Source organism: Moorena sp. SIO4A1 (genome assembly GCF_010672065.1).
In the GTDB taxonomy this organism is placed as follows: Bacteria; Cyanobacteriota; Cyanobacteriia; order Cyanobacteriales; family Coleofasciculaceae; genus Moorena.
In genome coordinates this window covers 55,550-78,731 of the sequence record NZ_JAAHHX010000026.1, presented here as the reverse complement: position 1 = coordinate 78,731, position 23,182 = coordinate 55,550, and the positions used below count along the sequence as shown (strand labels likewise).

At 43.0% G+C, this 23,182-nt stretch carries 20 protein-coding genes; 9 read left to right on the top strand and 11 right to left on the bottom strand.

Annotated features, from left to right (window positions below):
- Positions 1–37: 37 nt before the first annotated feature.
- Positions 38–277: a DUF423 domain-containing protein gene (locus tag F6K53_RS45910; protein WP_366511355.1), complete on the top strand. Its 240-nt coding sequence runs from the start codon at positions 38–40 to the stop codon at positions 275–277.
- A gap of 260 nt (positions 278–537) precedes the next feature.
- Positions 538–684, top strand: a complete 147-nt coding sequence (locus tag F6K53_RS18580; RefSeq protein WP_293067101.1) for a hypothetical protein — start codon at positions 538–540, stop codon at positions 682–684.
- On the opposite strand, the gene F6K53_RS18575 is transcribed toward F6K53_RS18580, so the two are convergent.
- Positions 654–1,589 carry a glycosyltransferase gene (locus F6K53_RS18575; protein WP_293067104.1) on the bottom strand — a complete coding sequence of 312 codons (936 nt, stop codon included), beginning with the start codon at positions 1,587–1,589 and terminating at the stop codon, positions 654–656. The genes F6K53_RS18580 and F6K53_RS18575 overlap by 31 nt on opposite strands.
- Before the next feature lie 59 nt (positions 1,590–1,648).
- Here F6K53_RS18575 and menB point away from each other — a divergent pair, with 59 nt between their 5' ends.
- A complete protein-coding gene (gene menB, locus F6K53_RS18570) occupies positions 1,649–2,482 on the top strand; it encodes a 1,4-dihydroxy-2-naphthoyl-CoA synthase (RefSeq protein WP_293027652.1) in 834 nt (277 codons plus the stop codon).
- Positions 2,483–2,495: 13 nt separating this feature from the next.
- Here the strand turns inward: menB and F6K53_RS18565 are convergent, their stop codons facing one another.
- The 4 genes from F6K53_RS18565 to F6K53_RS18550 form a co-directional block, all read right to left on the bottom strand.
- A complete protein-coding gene (locus F6K53_RS18565) occupies positions 2,496–2,645 on the bottom strand; it encodes a hypothetical protein (protein WP_293027632.1) in 150 nt (49 codons plus the stop codon).
- A 358-nt stretch (positions 2,646–3,003) separates the two neighbouring features.
- The gene (locus F6K53_RS18560) at positions 3,004–3,321 is read right to left on the bottom strand and encodes a hypothetical protein (RefSeq protein ID WP_293067107.1); all 318 of its coding nucleotides are present in this window, start codon (positions 3,319–3,321) and stop codon (positions 3,004–3,006) included.
- A 334-nt stretch (positions 3,322–3,655) separates the two neighbouring features.
- The gene (locus tag F6K53_RS18555) at positions 3,656–3,778 is read right to left on the bottom strand and encodes a hypothetical protein (protein WP_293067110.1); all 123 of its coding nucleotides are present in this window, start codon (positions 3,776–3,778) and stop codon (positions 3,656–3,658) included.
- A gap of 49 nt (positions 3,779–3,827) precedes the next feature.
- Positions 3,828–4,448 carry a DciA family protein gene (locus F6K53_RS18550; protein WP_293067113.1) on the bottom strand — a complete coding sequence of 207 codons (621 nt, stop codon included), beginning with the start codon at positions 4,446–4,448 and terminating at the stop codon, positions 3,828–3,830.
- Positions 4,449–4,636: 188 nt separating this feature from the next.
- Here F6K53_RS18550 and F6K53_RS18545 point away from each other — a divergent pair, with 188 nt between their 5' ends.
- From F6K53_RS18545 to F6K53_RS18535, 3 genes are all read left to right on the top strand, one after another.
- Positions 4,637–6,058: a hypothetical protein gene (locus F6K53_RS18545; RefSeq protein ID WP_293067116.1), complete on the top strand. Its 1,422-nt coding sequence runs from the start codon at positions 4,637–4,639 to the stop codon at positions 6,056–6,058.
- Positions 6,059–6,137: 79 nt separating this feature from the next.
- Complete coding sequence (locus F6K53_RS18540; protein ID WP_293067150.1) at positions 6,138–6,836, top strand: PspA/IM30 family protein; 699 nt, start codon at positions 6,138–6,140, stop codon at positions 6,834–6,836.
- Positions 6,837–7,379: 543 nt separating this feature from the next.
- Positions 7,380–8,147: a PspA/IM30 family protein gene (locus tag F6K53_RS18535; protein ID WP_293027643.1), complete on the top strand. Its 768-nt coding sequence runs from the start codon at positions 7,380–7,382 to the stop codon at positions 8,145–8,147.
- 239 nt (positions 8,148–8,386) lie between these two features.
- Here F6K53_RS18535 and F6K53_RS18530 read toward each other — a convergent pair whose 3' ends face one another.
- The 4 genes from F6K53_RS18530 to F6K53_RS18515 all read right to left on the bottom strand — a co-directional run bounded on the left by F6K53_RS18530 (position 8,387) and on the right by F6K53_RS18515 (position 13,493).
- Positions 8,387–9,352 (bottom strand): glycosyltransferase family 2 protein, encoded by a 966-nt coding sequence (locus tag F6K53_RS18530; protein ID WP_293067120.1) that lies wholly within the window; start codon positions 9,350–9,352, stop codon positions 8,387–8,389.
- A 380-nt stretch (positions 9,353–9,732) separates the two neighbouring features.
- The gene (locus tag F6K53_RS18525; RefSeq protein ID WP_293067123.1) at positions 9,733–11,250 is read right to left on the bottom strand and encodes a carotenoid oxygenase family protein; all 1,518 of its coding nucleotides are present in this window, start codon (positions 11,248–11,250) and stop codon (positions 9,733–9,735) included.
- Between the two features lie 402 nt (positions 11,251–11,652).
- The gene (locus F6K53_RS18520) at positions 11,653–12,549 is read right to left on the bottom strand and encodes a sulfotransferase (RefSeq protein ID WP_293081634.1); all 897 of its coding nucleotides are present in this window, start codon (positions 12,547–12,549) and stop codon (positions 11,653–11,655) included.
- 176 nt (positions 12,550–12,725) lie between these two features.
- A complete protein-coding gene (locus tag F6K53_RS18515) occupies positions 12,726–13,493 on the bottom strand; it encodes a sulfotransferase (protein WP_293081631.1) in 768 nt (255 codons plus the stop codon).
- A gap of 570 nt (positions 13,494–14,063) precedes the next feature.
- On the opposite strand from F6K53_RS18515, the gene F6K53_RS18510 reads away from it, so the two are divergent.
- Positions 14,064–17,882 carry a filamentous hemagglutinin N-terminal domain-containing protein gene (locus tag F6K53_RS18510; protein ID WP_293067132.1) on the top strand — a complete coding sequence of 1,273 codons (3,819 nt, stop codon included), beginning with the start codon at positions 14,064–14,066 and terminating at the stop codon, positions 17,880–17,882.
- Between the two features lie 1,483 nt (positions 17,883–19,365).
- Here F6K53_RS18510 and F6K53_RS18505 read toward each other — a convergent pair.
- Both F6K53_RS18505 and F6K53_RS18500 read right to left on the bottom strand, forming a co-directional pair.
- Positions 19,366–19,548 (bottom strand): hypothetical protein, encoded by a 183-nt coding sequence (locus F6K53_RS18505; RefSeq protein ID WP_293067135.1) that lies wholly within the window; start codon positions 19,546–19,548, stop codon positions 19,366–19,368.
- 15 nt (positions 19,549–19,563) lie between these two features.
- Positions 19,564–19,716 (bottom strand): hypothetical protein, encoded by a 153-nt coding sequence (locus F6K53_RS18500; protein WP_293067138.1) that lies wholly within the window; start codon positions 19,714–19,716, stop codon positions 19,564–19,566.
- Positions 19,717–20,262: 546 nt separating this feature from the next.
- On the opposite strand from F6K53_RS18500, the gene F6K53_RS18495 reads away from it, so the two are divergent.
- Both F6K53_RS18495 and F6K53_RS18490 read left to right on the top strand, forming a co-directional pair.
- Positions 20,263–20,709 (top strand): helix-turn-helix domain-containing protein, encoded by a 447-nt coding sequence (locus F6K53_RS18495; protein ID WP_293067140.1) that lies wholly within the window; start codon positions 20,263–20,265, stop codon positions 20,707–20,709.
- A 383-nt stretch (positions 20,710–21,092) separates the two neighbouring features.
- Positions 21,093–23,057, top strand: coding sequence for a ShlB/FhaC/HecB family hemolysin secretion/activation protein (locus F6K53_RS18490; RefSeq protein WP_293067142.1), 1,965 nt, complete (start codon positions 21,093–21,095; stop codon positions 23,055–23,057).
- Positions 23,058–23,182 lie beyond the last annotated feature (125 nt).

Here is a 23,182-nt window from a genome sequence, read left to right as displayed (position 1 = left end):
AGGATTGGAAATTTTTCAGACTGGTGCCCGCTATCAAATGTACCATTCCCTAGCGCTAATGTTGGTAGCCTTGTTGTTGAGCCGCGCAGAAGTAGCACAAACTCCCCTTACCTTAGCTGGCTCAGCTTTTATCGCTGGAATTGCAATTTTTTCTGGTAGTTTGTACGCCCTGAGCTTAACCGGGATCAAGTGGCTAGGAGCGATCGCACCATTAGGTGGTGCAGCATTGATCCTAGGATGGGGTTGTTTAGCGATCGCTGCTTTCTCTTTCCAATAATCACTACATATTTTATGGAACAGGGAACAGGGAATAGGGAACAGGGAATAGGGAACAGGGAATAGGGAACAGGGAATAACCAATTTAAATGCAAATCAGCTTAACTATTTTCTTGAGGGTTGACTGTCAACCTTGGCCTATTGGCCACGCTACGCGAACAACTTCCAACCTCTAACCTTGGCCTATTGGCCACGCTAGGCGAACAACCTCTAACCTTGGCCTATTGGCCACGCTAGGCGAACAACCTTCAACTTCTAACCTTGGCCTATTGGCCACGCTACGCGAACAACCTCCAACCTCCAACCTCCAACCTTCAACCTCCAACCTCCAACCTCCAACCTTCAACCTTCAACATCCAACCTTCAACCTCCAACCTTCAACCTTCCATCTCCCGATTAGCAGCATAAACACCTTGAACGTTATACCAGTTAAGGAAAATTCGGGCAATTTCTAAGGCTAGCTGGGATTTACCTCGGTCAATTAGCCATTGTAAAAAGGGAGCCATGGTGCGTTCGTTGAGTCGTCCACCTAAAGACAGAATCCCCCAGAGTAATCGGTGTAGCCAGGTCATCTGAATCATCATCCTGACTTCCCAGGTAGGGTGCTTCCGGTAGAATAACACACCCATACGCCCCCGTTGAATTTCCCGGTCAATCATCCGGGGAATTTGGTCGAGGCTAAAGGGAGGATGCCAATGATAACCTACAGCTTGGGGACATTTAATCAGTTTTAAGCCCAGTTGTTTGAGTCGGACACCTAGTTCTAAGTCTTCCCAGCCATAGAGTTGGAAGCGAGTATCAAAGAGTCCAGCTTCTAATAGCCATTTTCGTGCGATCGCAAGATTCCCCGTCGCAAAATAGGCAGCAGAGAAATCGGTAATTTTATAGGGTTCGCTGGTAGGGTCCTCGAAATTACAGGTATTGATCACCCAACCGTAAGTGAATAAGCGATCGCATCCCAGACGCTGCTGTGTCTGTACCAAAGCATCAGCATGAGACTGGAGGAAATGCTCAGTAACTACTAAATCACTATCAATAAAGATAATTATTTCACCCTTAGCCTCCTTCACCCCTAGATTCCGGGCTGCAGCCGGTCCAGCATGGTTTTGAGCAAATGAGCGTACATGGGGAAACTGATCCCCGTGTGCTGCCAACCAATCTAAAGTGCCATCCGTTGAGCCATCATCCACTAAAACAACTTCATAATCCCAGATCTGGCTATCTTGTCTAAGTTGCTGATGTTCTAACGCGATTAGGCACTTTTTTAGAATCGGTAAGCGATTGTAAGTGGGAATGACAATGCTTAAAAACAAGGGAACCTTATGAATTTGATATCATTGTGAACTTAAACAGCGATCGCGTGGAAAACTTTATGCAAATTGACTGGCAAACTGCCAAAACTTACGAAGACATTCTATACCATAAAACCGACGGTATTGCCAAAATTACCATCAATCGTCCCCACAAACGCAATGCCTTTCGTCCCAAAACCGTCTTTGAACTTTATGATGCTTTCTGTGATGCCCGCGAAGATCACAGTATTGGTGTTGTCCTATTGACTGGTGCTGGTCCCCACACCGATGGCAAATACGCCTTTTGTGCTGGTGGTGACCAAAGTGTACGAGGCAAGGCTGGATATATTGGAGAAGATGGCGTTCCTCGCTTAAACGTATTGGATTTGCAACGCCTGATTCGTTCCATACCCAAAGTAGTGATTGCCCTAGTTGCTGGATATGCTATTGGTGGTGGTCATGTCCTACATCTGATTTGTGACCTAACTATTGCCGCTGATAATGCTATCTTTGGTCAAACTGGCCCGAAAGTGGGTAGTTTTGATGGTGGGTTTGGCGCTAGCTATCTTGCCCGAATTGTTGGTCAAAAAAAAGCCCGAGAAATTTGGTTTCTTTGTCGTCAATACACCGCATCTCAAGCCCTAGAAATGGGTTTAGTTAACTGTGTAGTTCCAGTGGAGCAGTTGGAAGCGGAAGGGCTACAGTGGGCAAAGGAAATTTTGACAAAGAGCCCTATTGCCATTCGTTGCTTGAAAGCTGCATTTAACGCCGATTGCGACGGTCAAGCTGGTCTACAAGAGCTAGCTGGTAATGCTACCTTACTCTATTACATGACAGAAGAAGGAGCCGAAGGTAAACAAGCTTTCCTAGAAAAGCGTCCACCAGATTTTCGTCAATATCCTTGGTTACCTTAGATAATAGCAGTTATCAATTGGTGAGGTACAAATTTCTGGGGAGTAGGGAGTAGGGAGTAGGGAGTAGGGAGTAGGGATTAGGGAGTAGGGCACAATTACCGCTGTCTTGATGCAAAGCACGAGTGTGGAGGGGCTGCATCAAGACAGAGTCAAATTTTATCACTGATCCGAAGTTCCCCGTTCCCTGTTCCCTACCTTTACAGATTAATTTTAAACAATTTTAAACTTGGTGCAAAATTTGATTATCAACAAAAAACGCACCTTATGTTGAATCAAAGTGCGACGAAAGCTATTTTAATAGCAAATATCAGGTGCCGATTTTTATGAAATTATTTGGCTTTTTAAGCTGACACCTTTGAGCAGGTAACTACTAGAACTAGAAGATTTGGTTTAAACTGGTTTTTGTGAAATTTGTTTATTTGAATTATTGATTGTATTAAGGTGGAAGTTACTAGTAAGATACTGCTAATCTTGCTAATAAGCTGCTCTTGCTGATCAAACGAAGAATTTACATCAACAATTTACACCAGCATGATGTCTGTTGACGAATTCTTAGAGGTGATGGTCTCACCTTCAACGGTCATGTCTGACCCAGAGGAGTTTTCAGAACACTTTACCGATAGCTCCTCTGTGAGCATCATTTCTTCATCTTGCCAAATCTCTTCTAGTTTCTCCCAAGAAGAAGAAGAAGAAGAAAAGGTAGGCAGAGCAAAAGCACAAGCTTTCCAGGTAGCTCTGACAGGCACCCCAAGTTGTTGACACACACCCCCTCGGCGTCCTTCTGACTGATAATACCGACAGAATCGACAACTAGATATAGGTAAATTCAATGTTTTCATGATAACTCTTTTTTCCGGAAAAATTTATATCCTCTTCACATTTAATTCTGCTACCCCTTACCTCAGCTTGTTATAGATAGCAAGCTGTTGACCAGCCTAGGTTATAGCCATATCCTTAACCACTGAGGCTTTAATATTTTCTTAATTATTTTGTTACAAATAGATACAAATTATTTTACAAAAAGTAACAAAAACCGATAGCTTCTGAAAGAATTGACTTGTTTTATACCAAAACCCCATAGGGATCAAGCAAAAAAACACACCAAAAGTGTATTTAGATACTGAAGTTATTCGGATTAACTTATGCAAAAGTATCAGTTCAGTGTTCTAAAAATCAAGGGAACAGCAGATCCCGGAACAGGGAATTGGGAATAGGCAACAGCCAAGAGCCAAGAGCCAAGAGGGAACAGGAATGCCCTATACTCCCAACTCCCAACTCCCAACTCCCAACTCCCAACTCCCAACTCCCTACCTCCCAACTCCCAACTCCCAACTAAAACCTTGCTCTAAATTTGCCATTGCTTAATAGCACAAAGACCACAGACATCCCAACGCTGGAGTTCTCCTGGTGGAGTCGGACACTGACACTGAGGACAAAGTGGGAAATTTTGCGATCGCATCTGCATCATCTTTGCCCAACGTTTAAACGCTGCTTGGGGTACCTGAGTTTTGTCAGTAGTTTTGTCAGTAGTTTTGTCAGTGGCTTCACTACTTTCTCTGTTTTCTGTGTGATCCAACTGCTCAGAAACCAGTGATGAAGACATTGGCAAAATGGTGCTAGGATGTCTATGGCTTGGGGTCTCAGATTGTGAATAGCCATTGCCCAAAACTTGTGTTTTCTGCCACTGAGCTGGAGAAAAGTGGATGTCAACTAGGGGCTCAGACCAACGAGCATTAAGCCGTTTCAACAACATCCGGCGCTGAAATTTTAGTTCTTGTGCCCAAACAGAGCTAGACGTAGCCACATATAAGATATCCCTGGAGATAGCATAGGGTCTGGTATGATTAGCTATGTTCACTCCTACTATTTCAGACCAACACTTAATTAGGTATGATAAGCGTTGTACACCTTGCCACTCGGGCTGATTTGTAATCCTATCTAAGATCTGATTGAGAGATTTAAGCATATCGCCTTACTATAATTAATTAATTTCTTCAGGACTTAGGTAACAGCGTCGAAGCCTGTGCCACGCTAGAAGCCTGTGCCACACTGGGCAAAAAACTAGCTTAGAGTTAGTAGGGTGACCCTCAAGATAGAATGGCTGCGTAAGTCCTGTTGCTTGTTCTGTAGCACAAACTACCGATAGAGTCCGCTATGAGCCAAAACTCCTCAGTTAATTCTTCCCCTAGCTCGACCGGTAACTACAACCTCAACTCAGTTTTACAAGCTGCTCTGAGTAGCCTTGATGTACAACTAGAGGAAGAATTAGCGCGCTACCGACGTCGAAGAGTAGGACGCCCAGTAATGACTAACCGTGGTCTTGGTCGTAACCGGGTCCGTAAACCCCTAGAGTTAATTTCTGTCGGTGAGGTACAACAGAAACCCTCACCATCACCGACAAACCAGACCATCCCTCGACTAAACCAGCCATCAACCATTGCACTGCCAAACCTAACTGCCAAAGGGAAAACTTCTCTCAAACAACCACAACAGCCATTGGTTGAGACTGAATCCCTAAATTCCCTGTCATCACAGTCCCCGAAACCTACTCAGCCACCAGTTGTATCCCAGCATAATAATGGGGAAAGTGCTAGCCTAGCAATTCAGAAAGAGGCTACCGAGCAACTTAACCCTCCTGAAAAATTGCCTGAAGACTCAGGTAGTTTGATCAAGTTAGGGGCTAACCAAACCCAGCCAGAAGATTATCTGGAATCATCAGAAAAACTACTACAGAGTCTGGCAGAAGACGAAGAAGAATTTGACAACCAAAAGCAGGTTTCCTACCAACTGTTGACTCCGTTGAATGTCGGTTTCATGGTACTTTTGCTGTTGTTAAGCGCTACCCTACCCTATATCTTCTCCAATCCATCGGTGTTAAGTAATCTGGATCTGTCGCGGCTGATCAGCTTCATCATCCCCAAGATCTCCAAAACCCCTCAGGAAATTAAACCACATCAACCACAACAGACTGAGTCAGTTCCCCATTCTCCCCTACAGGGTGGTCCTAATTTGGCATCTGAGGAATTTGTAGACTTGAACTTACATACCCTTTCTCAAGTAGAAGGTACTCCAAGACCGCAGCAAACACCTTTTTATACAAAAGATCTCCCTTTACCTAAGGTGGTTGAATCAGCTCCTAAGGTGGTAAATAGACCGATGCCTCCTAAAGGGTCTTCCTTATCTTCAGTACTTTTGCCTTCTGTTCAACCACTGCCAAAGGTTCCCCTGTCATCATTACCAACAACTTCAGGCTCTTTAGTACCCCCAGAAAGACGGGTACAGTCGGGATTACTTCAACCAGCTATATCTGAAACACTCCAAAATCAAGCCGCATCTCTAAGAACAGTGGCAGAGGATTCTTTACCTGCTCGCGATCCTTTCTACTATGTGCTGATCAACTACGATGGTAAACGTTCCCTACAGCAAGCTAGGACAATTGTTCCTGATGCCTATGTGCGCAAATTATCTCAAGGTACCCGCATTCAGATGGGAGCCTTCAAATTTGAACATGAAGCACAAGGTTTGCTAGAAAAACTCCAGCAACAGGGAATTTCTGCTTCGATTTATCGTCCTTGACTTAAGTGTTAAGTGTCAGGTTCAATCTGAATAACATCAGTTTTCATTCCCTAAGCCCTGATCATGATGGAAAGCTGCCATAGGATTACTAGATCGTATGTTTAGAATCATTCGCGCTAGCCTTAATAGTCTGATTAACCAAGCTGAAGATCCTGAGAAAATCCTGGAACAGGCTGTCGATGATATGCAGCAGGATTTGATTCAAATGCGGCAGGCTGTAGCTCAAGCGATCGCTACCCAAAAACGCACGGAGCGACAAGCCTCTCAGGCTCAAGCCGCTGCTGAGCAATGGTACCGTCGCGCTCAGTTAGCCTTGTCAGCAGGAGACGACCAGTTGGCACGGGATGCCCTGACACGGCGGAAATCTGATCAGGTGACCGTCACAACTATGAAAGCTCAGCTGTCCCAGCAAGCTGATATTGTGTCCAAGCTCAAGGAAGATCTGCGTACCCTAGAACATAAAATCTCAGAGGCGAAAACCAAAAAGAACTTGTATATTGCTCGGGCTCAATCAGCTAAGGCATCCATGAAAATTAATGAGATGCTCGGTAATGTAGGTACCAGTAGTGCCTTGAGTGCTTTTGAGCAGATGGAAGATAAGGTAATGGAGCTTGAAGCCCGGTCTGAGGCAATGGCTGAGTTAGGTAGCAATCAACTGGATCAGAAATTTGCCGCTCTCGAAGCTAACGATGATGTGGAAGCTGAGTTAGCCGCCATGAAAGCTAATCTGATTCAAGGAACCGAAACTCCCAAATTACCCTCAACTCAGGCAGAATAACCGAAAAATTTGGGAAAATTGGATAAATAGCTGGAAAAAGTAATTAGTGTCCCTGTGGTCAGCTCAATTGCAGGTTGGAAACGTTGTATCAAAACACCTTAGAGCCTTGACCCAAGGGGTTACTATACAGGCAAACATCCCTTTATCTATCTTCTTTCTGAATACTCACAAAGCAAATAGGTAGAATAAGACAAGGACGTTTTCTGCTGAAGATGGCACTATTATATCATAAGCGCCTGTGGAAACCAGTTTTTAACCCCTCGAACAGCAATCCCGATAAATCCCCCATGGTTCAGCCGCCAGAGAGTTCAAACCTTAGCTTGTTGTCTAGCACTTTTTCCCAAGAAGTTTTTACACTGGATCAAAGGCTCCCTGTCTTAATGGCTAGGGTATGGGTCAAGCCCGCGAATTTTTCAGCTACCCAACCAGACTTGAGACTCGACAGCAACAATTGCTTGTCCCTCAAGACAACTTAACTAGGCTTACGCACCAGCAAGCCAGTTTTTTACCTACAATGTACACTCCTAGAGGATAAACAGTGTTATGGGATTATTTGATCGCCTGAGCAGAGTGGTCAGAGCTAATCTGAACGATATGGTCAGCAAGGCTGAGGATCCAGAAAAGATTCTTGATCAAGCTATTGTTGATATGCAAGAGGATCTGGTTCAATTGCGTCAAGCAGTTGCCAGGTCAATTGCTGAACAAAAACGCACAGAGCAGCAATACAACAAAAACCAAACAGAAGCTAACAACTGGCAGAAGAGAGCTCAGCTGGCTCTGACCAAAGGGGATGAAAACCTAGCTCGTGAGGCTCTGGTGCGTAAGAAGAGCAATGCTGATACTGCTGCTACCCTGAAAACTCAGTTGGATCAGCAAACTGAGCAGGTCAATACTCTTAAGCGTAATCTGGTTGCTCTCGAAGGCAAAATTTCCGAAGCCAAGACCAAAAAGAATATGCTCAAAGCACGAGCTCAGGCGGCTAAGGCTAATGAAAAGTTACAACAAACCATGGGGTCTCTCAATACTAGTGGCTCCTTAGCAGCGTTTGAGCGTATGGAACAGAAAGTCTTGGAGATGGAGGCTCGTTCTCAAGCTGCCCATGAGCTGGGTGGTGCTGACTTGGAAAGTCAATTTAGACTCTTGGAAGGCAATGATGTTGATGATGAGTTGGCCTCAATGAAAGCTCAGTTGGCTGGTGGTTCTGTATCTCAAGAAGCTTTACCAGCTTCAGAGGAGAAAAAATCTACTTCCTCAGATTCACCCGTTGACAAAGAGTTGGAAGACCTTCGTAAACAAATTGATAATCTGTAGTCAGATCAAATCCGGTTAATCACTTTGGCTTCAGGGAAATTGTTAATTTTTAATGTTTAAGGGTTAATTGGTAATTGTTAATTGGTTATTAGCTAATTGGTTACTAGCTAATTGGTTACTAGCCAATTTCCAATTTTTAAGTTTTAGTTGACTAATTAATCACTTTGTGTTAAAGAAAATGGTTAATGGTCAATAGGCAATTTCCGACCAATGACCAATGATTTAAGTTAGTTGCCCCATTAAACCGGCAACTTGTGGTATAATGAGGGTTCGCCGCCTAGAGTCTTTCTAAGTAACAGTAACTTCCAAGCAATGGGTGAGAAAGCAATCGGTGAAAAACACTCAGGAAACAATAACTTAGCGGCACTGAGCAACTTACCTCGTTTAAGAGCTACTAAGCCCCAATGTAATCTCAGATAAGCTCCCAGCTCCCACAGTAATGGCACTTTACCTTGGTATTTATTACTGATTTGTGCATAGATTTTTTCCTTAATGGAAATATGGGTCTTCAGACGTTTCCCGAACGAAAACTTTTGATTATAAGCACCAGACCAAACCGTCCGGTAAGCTAAACACTTATTGATAAATATAGCATCCCCAAACTGAGCAATTTTAATCCAGGAATCAATATCATCAAAGTTGGTATCTAAGCTAGAATCCCAACCACCGGAACTGAGAAACCCATCACGGGAGAAAGCGACTTGTACTGGGGTCCCAAACGGTACCATTTCCAGAAGCATTCCATAATGAATGTCTTCTTGGGCAATATATAACCTTTGCAGTGAACCCACTCGCCGTGTTATACTTAGTTCGGCTCCTAAGGTATCTACTTGAGCCGATTGGCAAGAGCAAATCACTGCTTTCGGATGTAATGCGATCGCATCAGCCATTTCTTCAATACAGTTCCTGGCTAAGTAGTCATCATCATCCAACAGCTTGATCCAATCACCAGTTGCCAACTCTACCCCTTGATTTACCGCTTCCGCGTGACCTTTATTGTAAGCATTTCGGTGATAAACTAAGCTTTGCTCACCACCACGTGCTAAGGCTTCGCTGCGCTCTTTGACATAACCTTCGGTCCCATCAGACGAACCGTTGTCAACGATAACAATTTCACAGGCAAATGTCTGAGCAAGTGCGCTTTCTATCGCACGCTTGAGTAAATCTAGGCGATTATAAGTCGTGATGACAACGCTGAATTTCATCTGGCACCCCTGAGGAAAATTCTGCTATTAGCTTAGCTTTAACTATCAAAGCTCCAACCCTATAATTCCCCTGCAAGCTTAATAACTAATAAGTTTAGCTCAATTATCTCCTCATGTTGGTTAAAACTTTAAAAAACCTGATTCAACCTTGGCCTATTGGCCACGCAATCGCGTTCAACCAACTAACCTTCAACCTTCAACCAACTAACCTTCAACCTTCAACCAACTAACCTTCAACCTTCAACCAACTAACCTTCAACCTTCAACCAACTAACCTTCAACCTTCAACCAACTAACCTTCAACCTTCAACCAACTAACCTTCAACCTTCAACCAACTAACCTTCAACCTTCAACCAACTAACCTTCAACCTTCAACCAACTAACCTTCAACCTTCAACCCAACTCCCAACAACTCACAACTCCAGCTACCATGTAAGCCGTAAGGAATATGATGCTTCAAGTGGAGTGTTGCTACCGGTCCACTAGTTAAATCACGACCATCTAATATTACTAGATCCGATCGGTGATGACTAGCATCATATACTAAGGTCAACACCCAACCATCATCTTCTCGTTCAGCATTGGGTCGTGGCACAAACATTGGTTCATTTACAAAACCCTTAGGCGCAGCACTCCAGAATTGTTGTGTCTTTGTTGCCGTATCTATTTTGAGAATTCCTTGTAATGGAGCATTACCGGTGGGATGATCAGTAGCTCCGATAAATAAGTAGCGATAGGGATGTCCTACATAATTAGGGTTAATGCTGGGAAACTCGCAACAGCGCTCTTCTAACAACTTACTCGCTACGGTTTTCTCCGTTAAGTTTAAACTAAAGCGCCAGAGTTGCCCTGGTGCAATCGCATTAAAATCAACCTCCCGAAAATCACTACCTACGTCTAGTGCTGATAATGACTCGTAGCAAATGGAATCCACATAAATCTTGCCATCTTCCTCAAAAGCATTAGCGTGATGGAAGATAAAGCCCGATTGGGTTTCTAGGATTTTGACTCCCTCTGTATTCTGTTTACGAGGAATCACTATAATCCGGGTCGGTTGCTCAGGCTGATATGCCACACACTCACCAGCTCCTCGGTATCCCAACAGGAACGGAATAGGATTATAGCTAACAGGATTTTGGAAGAAAATACAGTAGTTTGGGGTAATCGCAAAATCGTGGATAAAGGCAAAACCAGGAACAATATAAGCTTGGCGTCGTAATAGTTTACCGGTTGGGTCGAATTCGTAAATAGTAATTTTGGTAGACAGACCTGGCTGAATCCCGAAATTCACCAGACAGGGTTGACCACCATCAAGCTTACTACTAGGGTCAATCCAAGGATGAGCAGCAAAGAATTCACCCCCTGCTAATACTCCATCCAAGTTATCTTCACCCAAGGTTTCAAGGGTATGGGGGTCCAAACCGTAAGGTTTAGCTGCTTCCCATAAGGCTAAGAGCTTGCCACCCCAGTAGATTACATTGGTATTAGCAATATTTTTGAGTTGGACATCAAATAGATTCGCTAACCAACCCCCAGGCTTCTGAGTGCCAAACACTCCTCGATAAAGGGGTTTCCCCGCTTTCTGTTCCGCTAAGAAGCCCTCTGTGCGTACAAACCGATTGCGAAAATGGGCTCGACCGTGATCAAATGCGATCGCACAAATCATCCCATCCCCATCAAACGGATGATGCACCGGGTAACCATTAATATCCAGCAAACCAGGACCATTCCTTAACCAAGTCCCCTGCAACTCCCCAGGAATTTCCCCTTCTACCTGATCAATCCAATAATCGTATTCGCCCGGTTGGGACTCATAACCCCTTGCCCAATATTCCTGGCTATAGGACATCCCAGGATTAGAATCCCCATTGGCTTCTTTGTTTAACACATTTTTCATTGCTTGTCAAGTCTTTATCCAGATTATTTTATAAATAGTTTTTAACTTTATTTACATTTTATTACTTTATCAGACTGTCTATAGCAAAGGGAATAGGGAGTAGGGAATAGGGAATAGGGAATAGGGAATAGGGAGTAGGGAACAGCAAACAAAAATTCTCATAATTCATTTGGGAGCCCTATATCCATTACCCATCTCTGTAGCCCTGGCTAAGGTTATTTAACAAAACTTTACATCCATGGCTAGCAAGTATAGGAATAATAATATATATTATTATTCCCAGCAGTAATAATTAGTATTTATAGTAACAATAACGGCATCAAGCCACTATTAATCAAGCATCAGTTGTCAGCAATCAGCCGTGAGCTTTTAGCTCACGCTACTTACTTGTTCACTTAATTTTCAACACTTTAGCCATTGGGAAATATCCCGACCAATCAAATCTTGAAGCTGGAGGATATCCTCGCGATAGAATTCAATCAATTGCTTCCGCACTGCTGGTGATAACTTAGGTTTACCACGATTTAAATATCTAATCTTGTTAACTAGTTTATCCCTTAGGCTACTAGGAAGCAATGGACTCAGAATTGATTTAACTGGGTGCGGTTGGCTCAAAAATGATTCCAACGCTTTGTTCTTGGGAATGGGAGCAGCTTGCCTAACTTTTTCAGATATATCTGGGGTAAAGGTATCGTCTATCTCCAAGAAACCAAACATATCTTTCAGCATACCTAGAGGATTATTAGTCAAATCTTCGTATAGATAAACCTTAATCTGGCTTTTTTCAAATGCCTCATAATAACGCTTTAATTGGACATAGTAAAGTCCCCGGTGTTTATAGTGCCAGAAAGACCACCAGTTATTTTGAATGCGCTTCTCTTCTTGGGCAAGAGCCTCAGCAAAATCCAATGGTTCGCGCTCTTGCTTGATTAAATGTAAATAGTTGGAATAGGCTCTTTCTGCTGGATCTCGAAGAATGGCGATCAGTTTAGCCTTAGGAATGTAGTACTTTATGCGTTCAACAGATTTCGCAATGTAGAGATAAATTGTAGATGCTTCACCAATAGCTATTTGATTAGTTACCTTCTTAAATAGGGCACGATAGTCGTCAATATTAGTTACAATGAAATCAGCTTCTTTTTCATCTCCTAACCCACGAAAATCTAAATTTTCTCCTTCAAAAGCAAAAAACTTAGGTTCCTTGGCAGGACTCATGTAGATTTGCGGATGTTGCTTTAGATATCGGTAAATTGAGGTAGTTCCAGCCTTAGCTGCACCTAGGATTAAAAAGTTGGGCATTGTCATGAGTCTATCTAGTTAACTGATCCTTGATAAACTTATCTTAGATGGTTTTTAACAAAGTCCTTAGACTACAGGGTAAACGCATCTTATTTTGAAATGCCTACGGGATATGAGATTCATAGGATAAATATTTATACTTAGTTAGCGATCGCAATCAAAACCTATATCACCACCTATGGTGTTACCTCTTGATAGTCAGCTATGCTACACAACTGTGAATAAATTTCACGAGCTTTGGAAGATATTGGCTGATTTGCCTCAACACTAGCTAAAGCTTTGTCAGGAAAACTACGGTCTACTGTGCCATCAATAAATTCTTCAATGCGGTCAAGTCCTTGATCTGACAACACTTGGTCGTAGTGTACAAATAACCATTTGCCTTCCTTGGAGTGAGTTTGAATAATATGTTGATACATAAGTGTCCAGATTTCTACCGCTCGCTCAAAATTCATAGAAAGACTATATAAGTATTTATGCTTGCTATGTACTTTCATAATGCTTGATGCCGTCGCTGCCGGGTGCCGAAATACGCACAGAAATACGGTATCCTTGAGAAACGGTTTCCAAGCTGGCAATGTGTAGCAAAATCTAGGGTCTTTGAAGCAAAAAGGCTGTCGCTCAGTTAAGGTTTCTATTCTAGAGGCTATGTCCTCAGGACAATCAATCCTTTTGCCTACAGGCACCCTAGCTAGCCAGCGTTGGTATCTAGTCGGTCGGTCTTTAAACAAATTTCCCAAAATTCCCTTTGGTCGAGGTGGGACAACTTTGCTTAATATATCTTCGTTAATCGCCTCAACATTCTTGGACTCAAAATAGCCCTTTGTATTGATGCTTGTAGATGACATCATTCTATCTCCCATGAAATACCCAGCACCACTGAGTGTACCGGCTACCATGCTAGTGCCACTGCGCCCGGAACCTATTACCAAACAGTTAAACATATGTAGTAACGATATGTAGTCAGGCTTCTTGCCCACTCTTCCTGGGTATAGGACATACCAGGATTAGAAACCCCATTGGCTTCTTTATTTAACATATCTTTTATCGTCTGTCAAGTCTTTAGCCAGATATTTTATAAATAGTTTTTAAATTTATTTACATTTTATTACATTAACAGACTATGTATAACAAAGGGAATCGGAACCCACCCCGTTCCCCTCCCAGGAGGGGAACGGGAATCGGGAATCGGGTATCGGGAGTAGGGAACAGCAAACAAATACCCATCTCTGTAGCCCTGGCTAACGTTATTATTTAACAAAACTTTACATCAATGGCTAGAAAGTATAGGTATAATAAATTCTGTTATTATTATTCCGTGCAGGAATAATTAGTATTGCTACTAGCAATAGCAGCTTCAAGCAACTATTAATCAAACGTCAGTTGTCAGCAATCAGCAGTCAGCTGTTAGCTTAAAATAAACCCCACGTAGCGTACGCCAATGGGCAAGCTGATAACTGATAACTGATAGCTGAAGCTAACTAACCCTCCCCAAGATCAAGAGAACCAATCCCATGGCATTAGATGTCTTGAAACGGTATAACACTCAGTTGAGTTTAGCGCTATGCTTAGCCATTAGTGGAGCGTACCCATTGCTAGCTAACCAAGCTAATGCTCAGATTACTCCTGATACCACTTTGCCCGCAGGGGAAAGGTCTTTGCTAGACCTGGGCTCGGGTGAGGTAAATGGGAAAATTGTTGATCTAATTAAGGGAGGAGCAATCCGGGATATCAATTTGTTCCACAGTTTCCTAGAATTTAATGTGGGAAACGGACAAAGCGTTTATTTTGCTAATCCAGCTGGGATTCAAAATATTCTGTCTCGGGTAACTGGTAAGAATCCCTCTAATATTTTTGGCACCTTGGGAGTCAATGGTGGAGCTAATTTGTTTCTGATTAATCCCAAGGGGATTTTGTTTGGTAAAAATGCCAAGCTGGATGTACGCGGTTCTTTTGTAGGCACCACTGCTGATGGGATTGGGTTTGGGAATCAAGGAGTGTTTAGTGCCTCTAATCCCGAGCCTCCTTCGCCATTGCTGACGGTTAATCCTAATGTGTTCTTCTTTAATCAAATTCCCGATAATATGACTCGTGGTAGTATTACCAGTCGAGCTAAGTTAGAGAAGCTAGCCGTTGATAACCTGTTGTTACTCGGTGGTGATGTTGAGGTTATCGAAGATAGTAAGATATCCACCAATCAAGGTGGGAATATTCTGTTAGCGGGATTGAGCGCAGCAGAAGGACAAGTAGCATTAACTAGAGACGGTAACAAGCTCGGTTTAGATTTTCCCAATGGCGTCAAGAAAGGTAATGTTCGAGTTATTAATAGCGCTATAGAAACCTTGGTGCCAGAAAATGGAAATGTTGATGGTGGTGAGATTAGGATTATTGCTGATTCTTTAGAAGTCGAAACTTCTAATAAAGACCAAGGAATTTCTACCATAACTCAAGGAAATGGTAAGAAAGGTGGTGATATTATTATCACTACTGATTCCTCAGTTACGGTAACCACTAACAATGACGGAGAAAATAAACCAAACCAGGGAATTTTTACCATAACTGAGGAAAGCGGTGGAGAAGGCGGAAAAATTACTATCACCTCTGGCTTAATCTCTGTATCGACGTCTAAAGAAACAGAAGAGCGGTCAAGAGTAGAAGAAGACCAGGGCATCTTTACCAAAACAGCCGCAGTTGGCAGTGATGGCGGCGAGATTATCCTTACTGCTGACCAGCTAAAGGTTTCAGTTTTTTCCAATACAGATAATCATGAAGAAGATACTGAAGACCAAGGCATCTTGACCAAAACTACTAACAAAGCTGGAAACGGAGGAAAAATCACCATTAATGCTGGCTCGGTCTTCCTTACCTCTGATCGGTCTAGAGCAAACATCAGGGATCAAACAGAAGAAGGAATTTTTACCAAAACAGAGAAGAGAGCAGGTGACGGCGGGGATATTGAGATCAATGTGACTGGTGATGTACTGCTGACCAATAAGGGTACGATTAAGACCAAGACCACCAGTTCAGGTCAGGGAGGAACTATAGAGATTAACGCTCCCAATGGCAATGTCACCTTGGAAGATAGAAGCAGAATTCAGGCTTGGACAAGAGGATCAAGGAGTAGACGACGAGGTGATCAAGCAACAGGAAATGGCGGAGAAACCATCATCCATGCTGGGGGAACAGTTGCGATTACAGAGGATAGCAGAATTGAGAATAGAGTAGGAAGAGCTGACGGAGATAGCGGCAAAATTGAAATCATTGCTGGTGAGCTGTTGATGGATTCTCGGCGGGATCTGCAGTCTCAGTCAGATAGTGGTGACGGAAGACCAAGAAGTACTCAAACTCAAATTACAACTAACACTAATGACAATGGTAATGCTGGCCCAATCGTAATCCGTGTTGGCTCCCTGACGATTATTGGACCGAATCGAAGTGGTCCTGATGGTATAACTACTAGTACAAGAACAAGTCGAGGAAATGGAAACGCAGGCGACATCGACATCATAGTGGAGGGAGACTTCATCTTGAAAGATCAAGCCCAAATTGAAGCAGTATCCCAAAGAGGAGCTACAGGCAACGGTGGCGAGATAACCATTAAAGCTGGCTCGCTATTCTTAAGCCGTAGAAGCGCGATCGATGCTGAGGCTAGAAACAACAGTCCGGGAAATCCTGGAAATATCTCGATAACGGTTAAGGATAAGATTGAGCTTACCAATAGTGACATCACAACTGCCGTAGGGCGTAACGCGGGAGACCCAGAGAGAGCGCAAAACACCCCAGGAGGCGGCAACATTACCATTACAGCTCGTTCTCTATCCCTCAAAGATGGAGGGAGATTAGAAGCTTTTACTCAGGGCAACATTGCAGCAGGTGATATTACAGTCAATGCCACGGATTTTGTTGATATTTCTGGGATTGGGCTTGATAATGATGACCAACCGACAAGAGAAAGTGGTATATTTACCCAAACTCGAAACGGAGCTGAGGCTGGGGGAGGGCTTATTCAGATAGAAACACCGAGCTTGCGTCTATCAGATGGCGCACTTTTGAATGCTCAAAGTGAAAGTGGCTTTGCCGGTGGTGATATCAAATTAGATGTAAACACCTTGACCGTAAACAACAGTCAGATTTCTGCTTCTACTTCTTCGAGCGAAAAAGGTACAGCCGGAAATGTGGAAGTGAACGCTAAAGACTCAGTGTTGTTAACTGGAAATCTACCAGATAAGTCTAAATCTCCTGCAGGAATATTCGCTCAAGCAACCGAAGGTGGTACTGCTAGAAATGTGACTATAGAAACAGATGAGCTAACTGTCGAGAAGGGAGCACGCATAGCAGTCAGCGGTGTCCCATTAACAGAAGAAGGGTTTCCAGAGACTGAAGTGGATGAGAACGGTGACGTGGATCAGAGCAAGCTAGGAGAAGCTGGCAAACTAACCATTGAGGCTGATTCTCTCACCCTAGACAACGGCCAACTTGTAGCTGCTACTGGAAAAAATCCCACCAACAACGAACAAGCAGCAACTATTGATATCGATGTGCCAGGAGTGATCATACTTGATAACAACAGTTTAATATTGGCTGATGCTACAGGGGATGATGTTGATGGTGGAAATATCACTATTGAAGGTGGAGTATTAGTAGCGCTGCCTTTAAATAATCAAGACAAAGGTAGCGATATATTTGCCAATGCTCAGGATGGGGATGGTGGAAACATCAACATCACCCTCCAGGGCTTATTTAATCTAAATGTACTTGAAGATACTAATGCGTTTATTGGCTCAGATCGAAATATAGACCCATCGTTAGCTTTTCAGAATAATAATAGTGAAATAGCAGCCCTTAGCTTTAGCGGTGGTCAATCTGGGACTGTGACCAGGGATATTACCAACTCAGCACAGGATCCTGAGATCCTACCCACATCACTAGTTGACCCCTCAGCATTAATTGTCGCTAACTGTCCCAGGAGTGGAAAAATAGCAGTAGATGAACTGGGTGAATTCATTGTTACTGGACGAGGTGGCTTACCCCCAAGTCCCCTAGACCCAATCAATCAACAGTCTGTACTGGTAGATTGGGTTACCCTTGATACTGAAGAAGAGACTATCGAAGAAGCTACCTCTACTCCTACCCCTGAGGTGAGTTACTTGCCCATGAGAGGGAAACGGCGCACTGTCGAGACTCCGACTCCTCCTCGTCGTAAGAAGAAAATAGTGGAAGCTCAGGGTTGGACTGTGGGCGAGGATGGTACAATTATCTTGACAGCTGAGCCGAATAATGTTACTCCTAAGAGTAATTGGTATAGTCCTAGGTCTTGTGGTAGCCAAGGTTGAGCTTGATGTTGGAAATTGCAGCAATTTTCAGCAATTAGAGTGGTGATGGATAAGTATAGCGCTAGTTTAACTAGCTTCAGTAGAATCCTGTCACTATCGAGAATTTCAGCAATTTCGGGAATAATGCGATCGCTCTGATTCAATTAGTATAGCGCTATCTAAATGATAGAGCTAGGTTAATCAACTTCAGTCCAATTCGTTGGCTATTGGAAATTCCCACAATTTTGAATGATAACGATAATCCTAGCTGGAGCAACTTCAGTCAATTCCTTAGTTATCGAATATTTCAACAATTTAGGATAATCGCGATAGCGCTAGATTAATCAACTTCGATAGTTATCGAAAATTCCCGCAATTTAGGATAATCGCGATAATGCTAGCTTCAGCAACTTCGGTAGTTATCGAAAATTCCCGCAATTTTGAATGATAACGATAATCCTAGCTGGAGCAACTTCAGTCAATTCCTTAGTTATCGAATATTTCAACAATTTGGGAAAATCATGATAGAGCTAGCAACAGCAACGCGCGATAGTTATCGAAAATTCCAGCAATTTGGGATAATCGCGATAGTGCGCTGGTTGAGCAACAAGGCGTGAAAATCCGTTACTGTTGGAAATTTCAACAATTTGGGAAATCATGCGTTCGCGTAGCGGCTCGTAGCGAGCATCGCGCTAGCTTGAGCAATGCGCGATAGTTATCGAAAATTCCAGCAATTTCGGATAATCACGATTCGGTGAAAATCCTTTACTGTCGGATATTTCAGCAATTTGGGCAAATTACAATAGCGCTAGGTTAAGCCACTTTGCTTAAAATCCTTGACTGTTGGATATTTAAGCAATTTGGGATAATCATGATAGAGCTAACTTAAGCAATGCGCGATAGTTATCGAAAATTCCCACAATTGTGGATAATCATAATAGCGCTAGCTTAATCCACAAAGCGTGAAAATCCTTGACTATTGGATATTATAGCAATTTGGGAAATCATGCGATCGCGTAGCGGCTCGTAGCGAGCATCGCGTTAACTTGAGCAATGCGCGTTAGTTATCGTAAATTACAGCAATTTGGGATAATCACGATAGCCCTAGCTTAATCGACTTCCTTAGTTATCGTAAATTACAGCAATTTGGGATAATCACGATAGCGCCTTATTGAGCAACAAAGCGTGAAAATCGTTCACTGTTGGAAATTTCAACAGTTATCGTAAATTTCAGCAATCTAAGAAATTATATGATCGCTTAGCGTGACTGCATGTCAATCGCGCTAGCAACAGCAACAAGGCGTGAAAATCCTTTACTGTTGGAAATTACAGCAATTTTGGAGAGAGTGCGATCGCGTAGCGTGACTGCATGCCAATCGCGTTAGCTTAATCAACAAAGCGTGAAAATCCTTTACTGTTGGAAATTACAGCAATTTTGGATAATTACGATAGTGTTAGGTTGAGCAACTTCGATAGTTATCGTAAATTTCAACAATCTAAGAAATTATGTGATCCCATAGCGTGACTGCATGTCAATCGCGCTAGCAACAGCAACAAGGCGTGAAAATCCTTTACTGTTGGAAATTGCAGTAATTTTGGAGAGAGTGCGATCGCGTAGCGTGACCAAAGGTCGATCCCATTCAATACCTGAGAGGGTGACCACAAAGTTAATCATGCTGCTCATCATGCCCTCAGCCAAACCCTACTCCCCACTAACCTCAGGTTCTTCATCTATAGGCTCGGGCAAATCAAAAATAATCACAAATTCCCCATCAGGCATCAAGCGTTTAAGTGCCCGCAAATGCCCCTCCGCATCAGACCGCTTCCGGTACCGACCAACAACGACCCGTTGCATCCTCGGCAATAGGCGGATGATTGGCCTACGGCCACGCTACGCGAACGCCCACGGGTATAGGCGTTCGCTGTAAGTCATACTTTAGGTATCTCCTTAACTGGGGGTCTAGAGCCAGCCTTTGGCCTTGGGAAAACTTGGGGCTGGCTCTTAACGCTTTCACGTCTATGATTCTATTATAACATAAAAAATATTTTATTATAACATATTTTGCAATTTTTTGTAACAAAGTCTTGGGGGAATCGGGAATCGGGAATCGGGTAAAAAAAATTAGCGCTAGATAAATTCGGCTAAAGTATAGCGCTATTTTAAGCTCATAACTTAATCAAGTTAAACATCCCATAAAACTCCCAAAAATTAGCGCTAGATAAATTCGGCTAAAGTATAGCGCTAATTCAACAATCCCTTTAATTAACGCAAACAACCCTTAGCGCTCTCCAAAAACTAGCGCTAGATAAAATGTAAAGTTTTGCAAAAAACCTAACACAACCTGAAATTCATGTGTTATATTAGATATAAGGTTAGCGCGATAGTAAAGGATCACAAAAAATGAACCAACAAACCAAGATAGTCGGAACTACCCAAGCAGCTTTTCTTCTAGGGATTTGCGTCCAACGAGTTCGCCAACTTCTCAAAAATGGCAGAATTAAGGGCGCTCAAAAAGTAGGCAGATTTTGGCAAATTCCCCTATTTAACGGCTTGCCTAGGGTCAGTCCTGGTCGCCGTGGACCCAAGGGAACCTGGAGAAGAGGTTTCCAGAAGGTGGCGACTTACATCCACGTCAACCAGAACGTGATTAAGCAAAATAAAAAGTACGACACCTATAAGCCTGTGCTCACTGTCAAACAAGGCAATCGCAACACCTACGGTCATTATGTAGAAATCAAGGGTCCATCTCGGTTAGTCTATCAACCCAATTGTCCCAAGGATTGTGGGGCTACGGTGTGGCTGGAAGTTGACCCTTCTGTAGAAATTCTCACTAAAGTCTTTAGTTAATTGCAAGATCAGTATTAGCTTGGGGTCATCCCAGCTGGAAGCTACTTGTTTGCGTAGCTTAAGAATCAAAAAAACAAGGTGTTAACTTGAAGGTTAAAACCTTAATGTTATTGGTCAAGGGTTCAAATCAAACAGCAGAAATGCTTCACTCGGAGTAGCGGACGCAAAAGTTATCCCTAGATGATTAGTAGATATACTTACTAGTCACATTCAGCGGACGCAAAAGTTATCCCTAAATACACTGATATATCTACAGATATATTACATTAGTTCTCAATTTATTCCCTTACCCTTGACTACTGTTCGTGTTATTTGTCACTCTAGCACCAGGAAAACTAATTAATAGTTCTTACCTACTAAAAACAATTGCGATCTGGTAAGTAATGTTTAGATTTGTTGCGGTAGTCAGGAGTTCATCTCTGTTAACCTTGGGTGCATTAGCAGTCGTTAGTAGCCTAATCTTGAAACCTTTAGAAGCTGGAGCTGCTGTTAATGATCAGAGTCTAATCTTCGTAAAGGATTCATGGCCACAGGAGCCAGTGCCAATTCCAGAGAACTTGAACAAAAGGGATAATCAAGTTTTAGGGAGCGACACTGTAACAAATCTCAACGCCATCGATATTAACCAACTACCGAGTCCTCCAGCCTCGGCAAAAATTAGTCAAGCCCTACCTCCAAACCTACCTCCGGGTATAGAGCTACCCGAGGATCGGCGGCGAATCCCTTTCCCCGAGCCTAGACGACCTCCCTCTCTGGAACCAGCACCAGAACCTCAACCTCCCCAGAAACTTCCTCCTGTGGACGAACTTCTTGACCCATCTGCTCCTAGCCCTGATCTACCGGACGAAATTCTGGAGGACATTCCAAAACGAATTGTCATTAAACGCTTTAATATTATTGGCTCAACGGTATTCAGCCAGGAAAAATTAGCGGAAATTACCGATCCTTTCCTCAATCAACCCATATCTTTCCCAGCATTATTTAAAATCCGGTCTGAGATCACGGAGTTATATGATAAAGAAGGATACGTTAACTCTGGAGCCTATATCCCACCTCAGCAACTTGAAGATGGGGTAGTTAGAATTGACATTATCGAAGGGGAATTAGAAGATATTATTGTCAAGGGTCTGAGTCGGCTTAATCCTAATTACATCAAAAGCCGTCTTGCGATCGCTACCAAGAAGCCTCTGAATGTAAGGCGCTTACTCAACGGCTTACAAATGCTGCGACTCGACCCTCTAATTGCCAACATCTCAGCTGAATTGTCGGCGGGTATTGAGCCTGGGGAGAGTTTGCTAGAAGTAAAAGTAACTGAAGCCGATACCTTCAGCACCCAAATAACATTAGATAATGGGCGCTCTCCCAGTGTCGGAAGCTTTCGGCGTCGTCCCCAAATTCGAGAAGGCAATTTACTGGGATTGGGAGATGCCTTAGAATTAAACTATACTAACACTGATGGTAGTGATACCTTTGATGTTAGCTATACCTTACCGATTAATCCTCGTAATGGTACTCTGCGCTTGGCTTATGGGACAACAGCTAGTGAAGTAATTGAGCCTCCTTTTGATAGGATAGATATTGACTCAGAATCACGGTTTTATGAAATAACCCTGCGCCAGCCTGTATTCCAAACTCCTACGGAAGAAGTAGCTATTGGTATCACCGGCTCACGCCAGGAAAGTGAAACATCTATATTAGATACGCCCTTTCCTTTATCAGCAGGAGCTGATGATGAAGGGCGTACGCGGATTAATGCCATCCGGTTATTCCAAGAGTGGACGAAGCGCAGTGAACAACAAGTTTTAGCAGCTCGTTCCCAGTTAAGTATCGGGATTAGTTCAGGAGATACTACCATTAACAGGGGTGAACCAGATAGCAATTTCTTCGCGTGGCGTGGTCAAGGGCAATGGGTAAGGCTACTGGCACCAAACACTATCTTATTAATCCGAGGGGATGTGCAACTAGCAGACCGAGGCTTGGTACCATTAGAACAGATAGGGATTGGGGGTTTACAGAGTGTACGGGGCTATCGCCAGGATCTAATTTTATCAGACAATGGTGCCTTTATTTCTGCGGAGCTGCGTCTGCCAATTATTCAGAATCCTGATAGCGGAACTCTAGTGCAGTTAACTCCTTTTCTTGATTTTGGTACTGGCTGGAATAAAGACGATGAAAATGATATTGATGATAACACGATCGCATCCCTTGGTCTAGGTTTGCGATGGCAGCAAGGAGATTTACTAGAGGCTAATATCGGCTGGGGCTTGCAGTTGGTGGATGTTGAAACTAGAGATAGAACGTTACAGGAAGATGGATTCTACTTTTCGTTGATTTTTAGACCATTTTGAACAGAAAAATAAAAATTATAGATTCTAATGAATATAGCGTTTTTGATAGCGATGAGGTGCAGTAAGGGAGAAAATCAGCCATGGTAAAAAAAAAGATATATTGTGGTAGTATAGGTAGAGTAAAT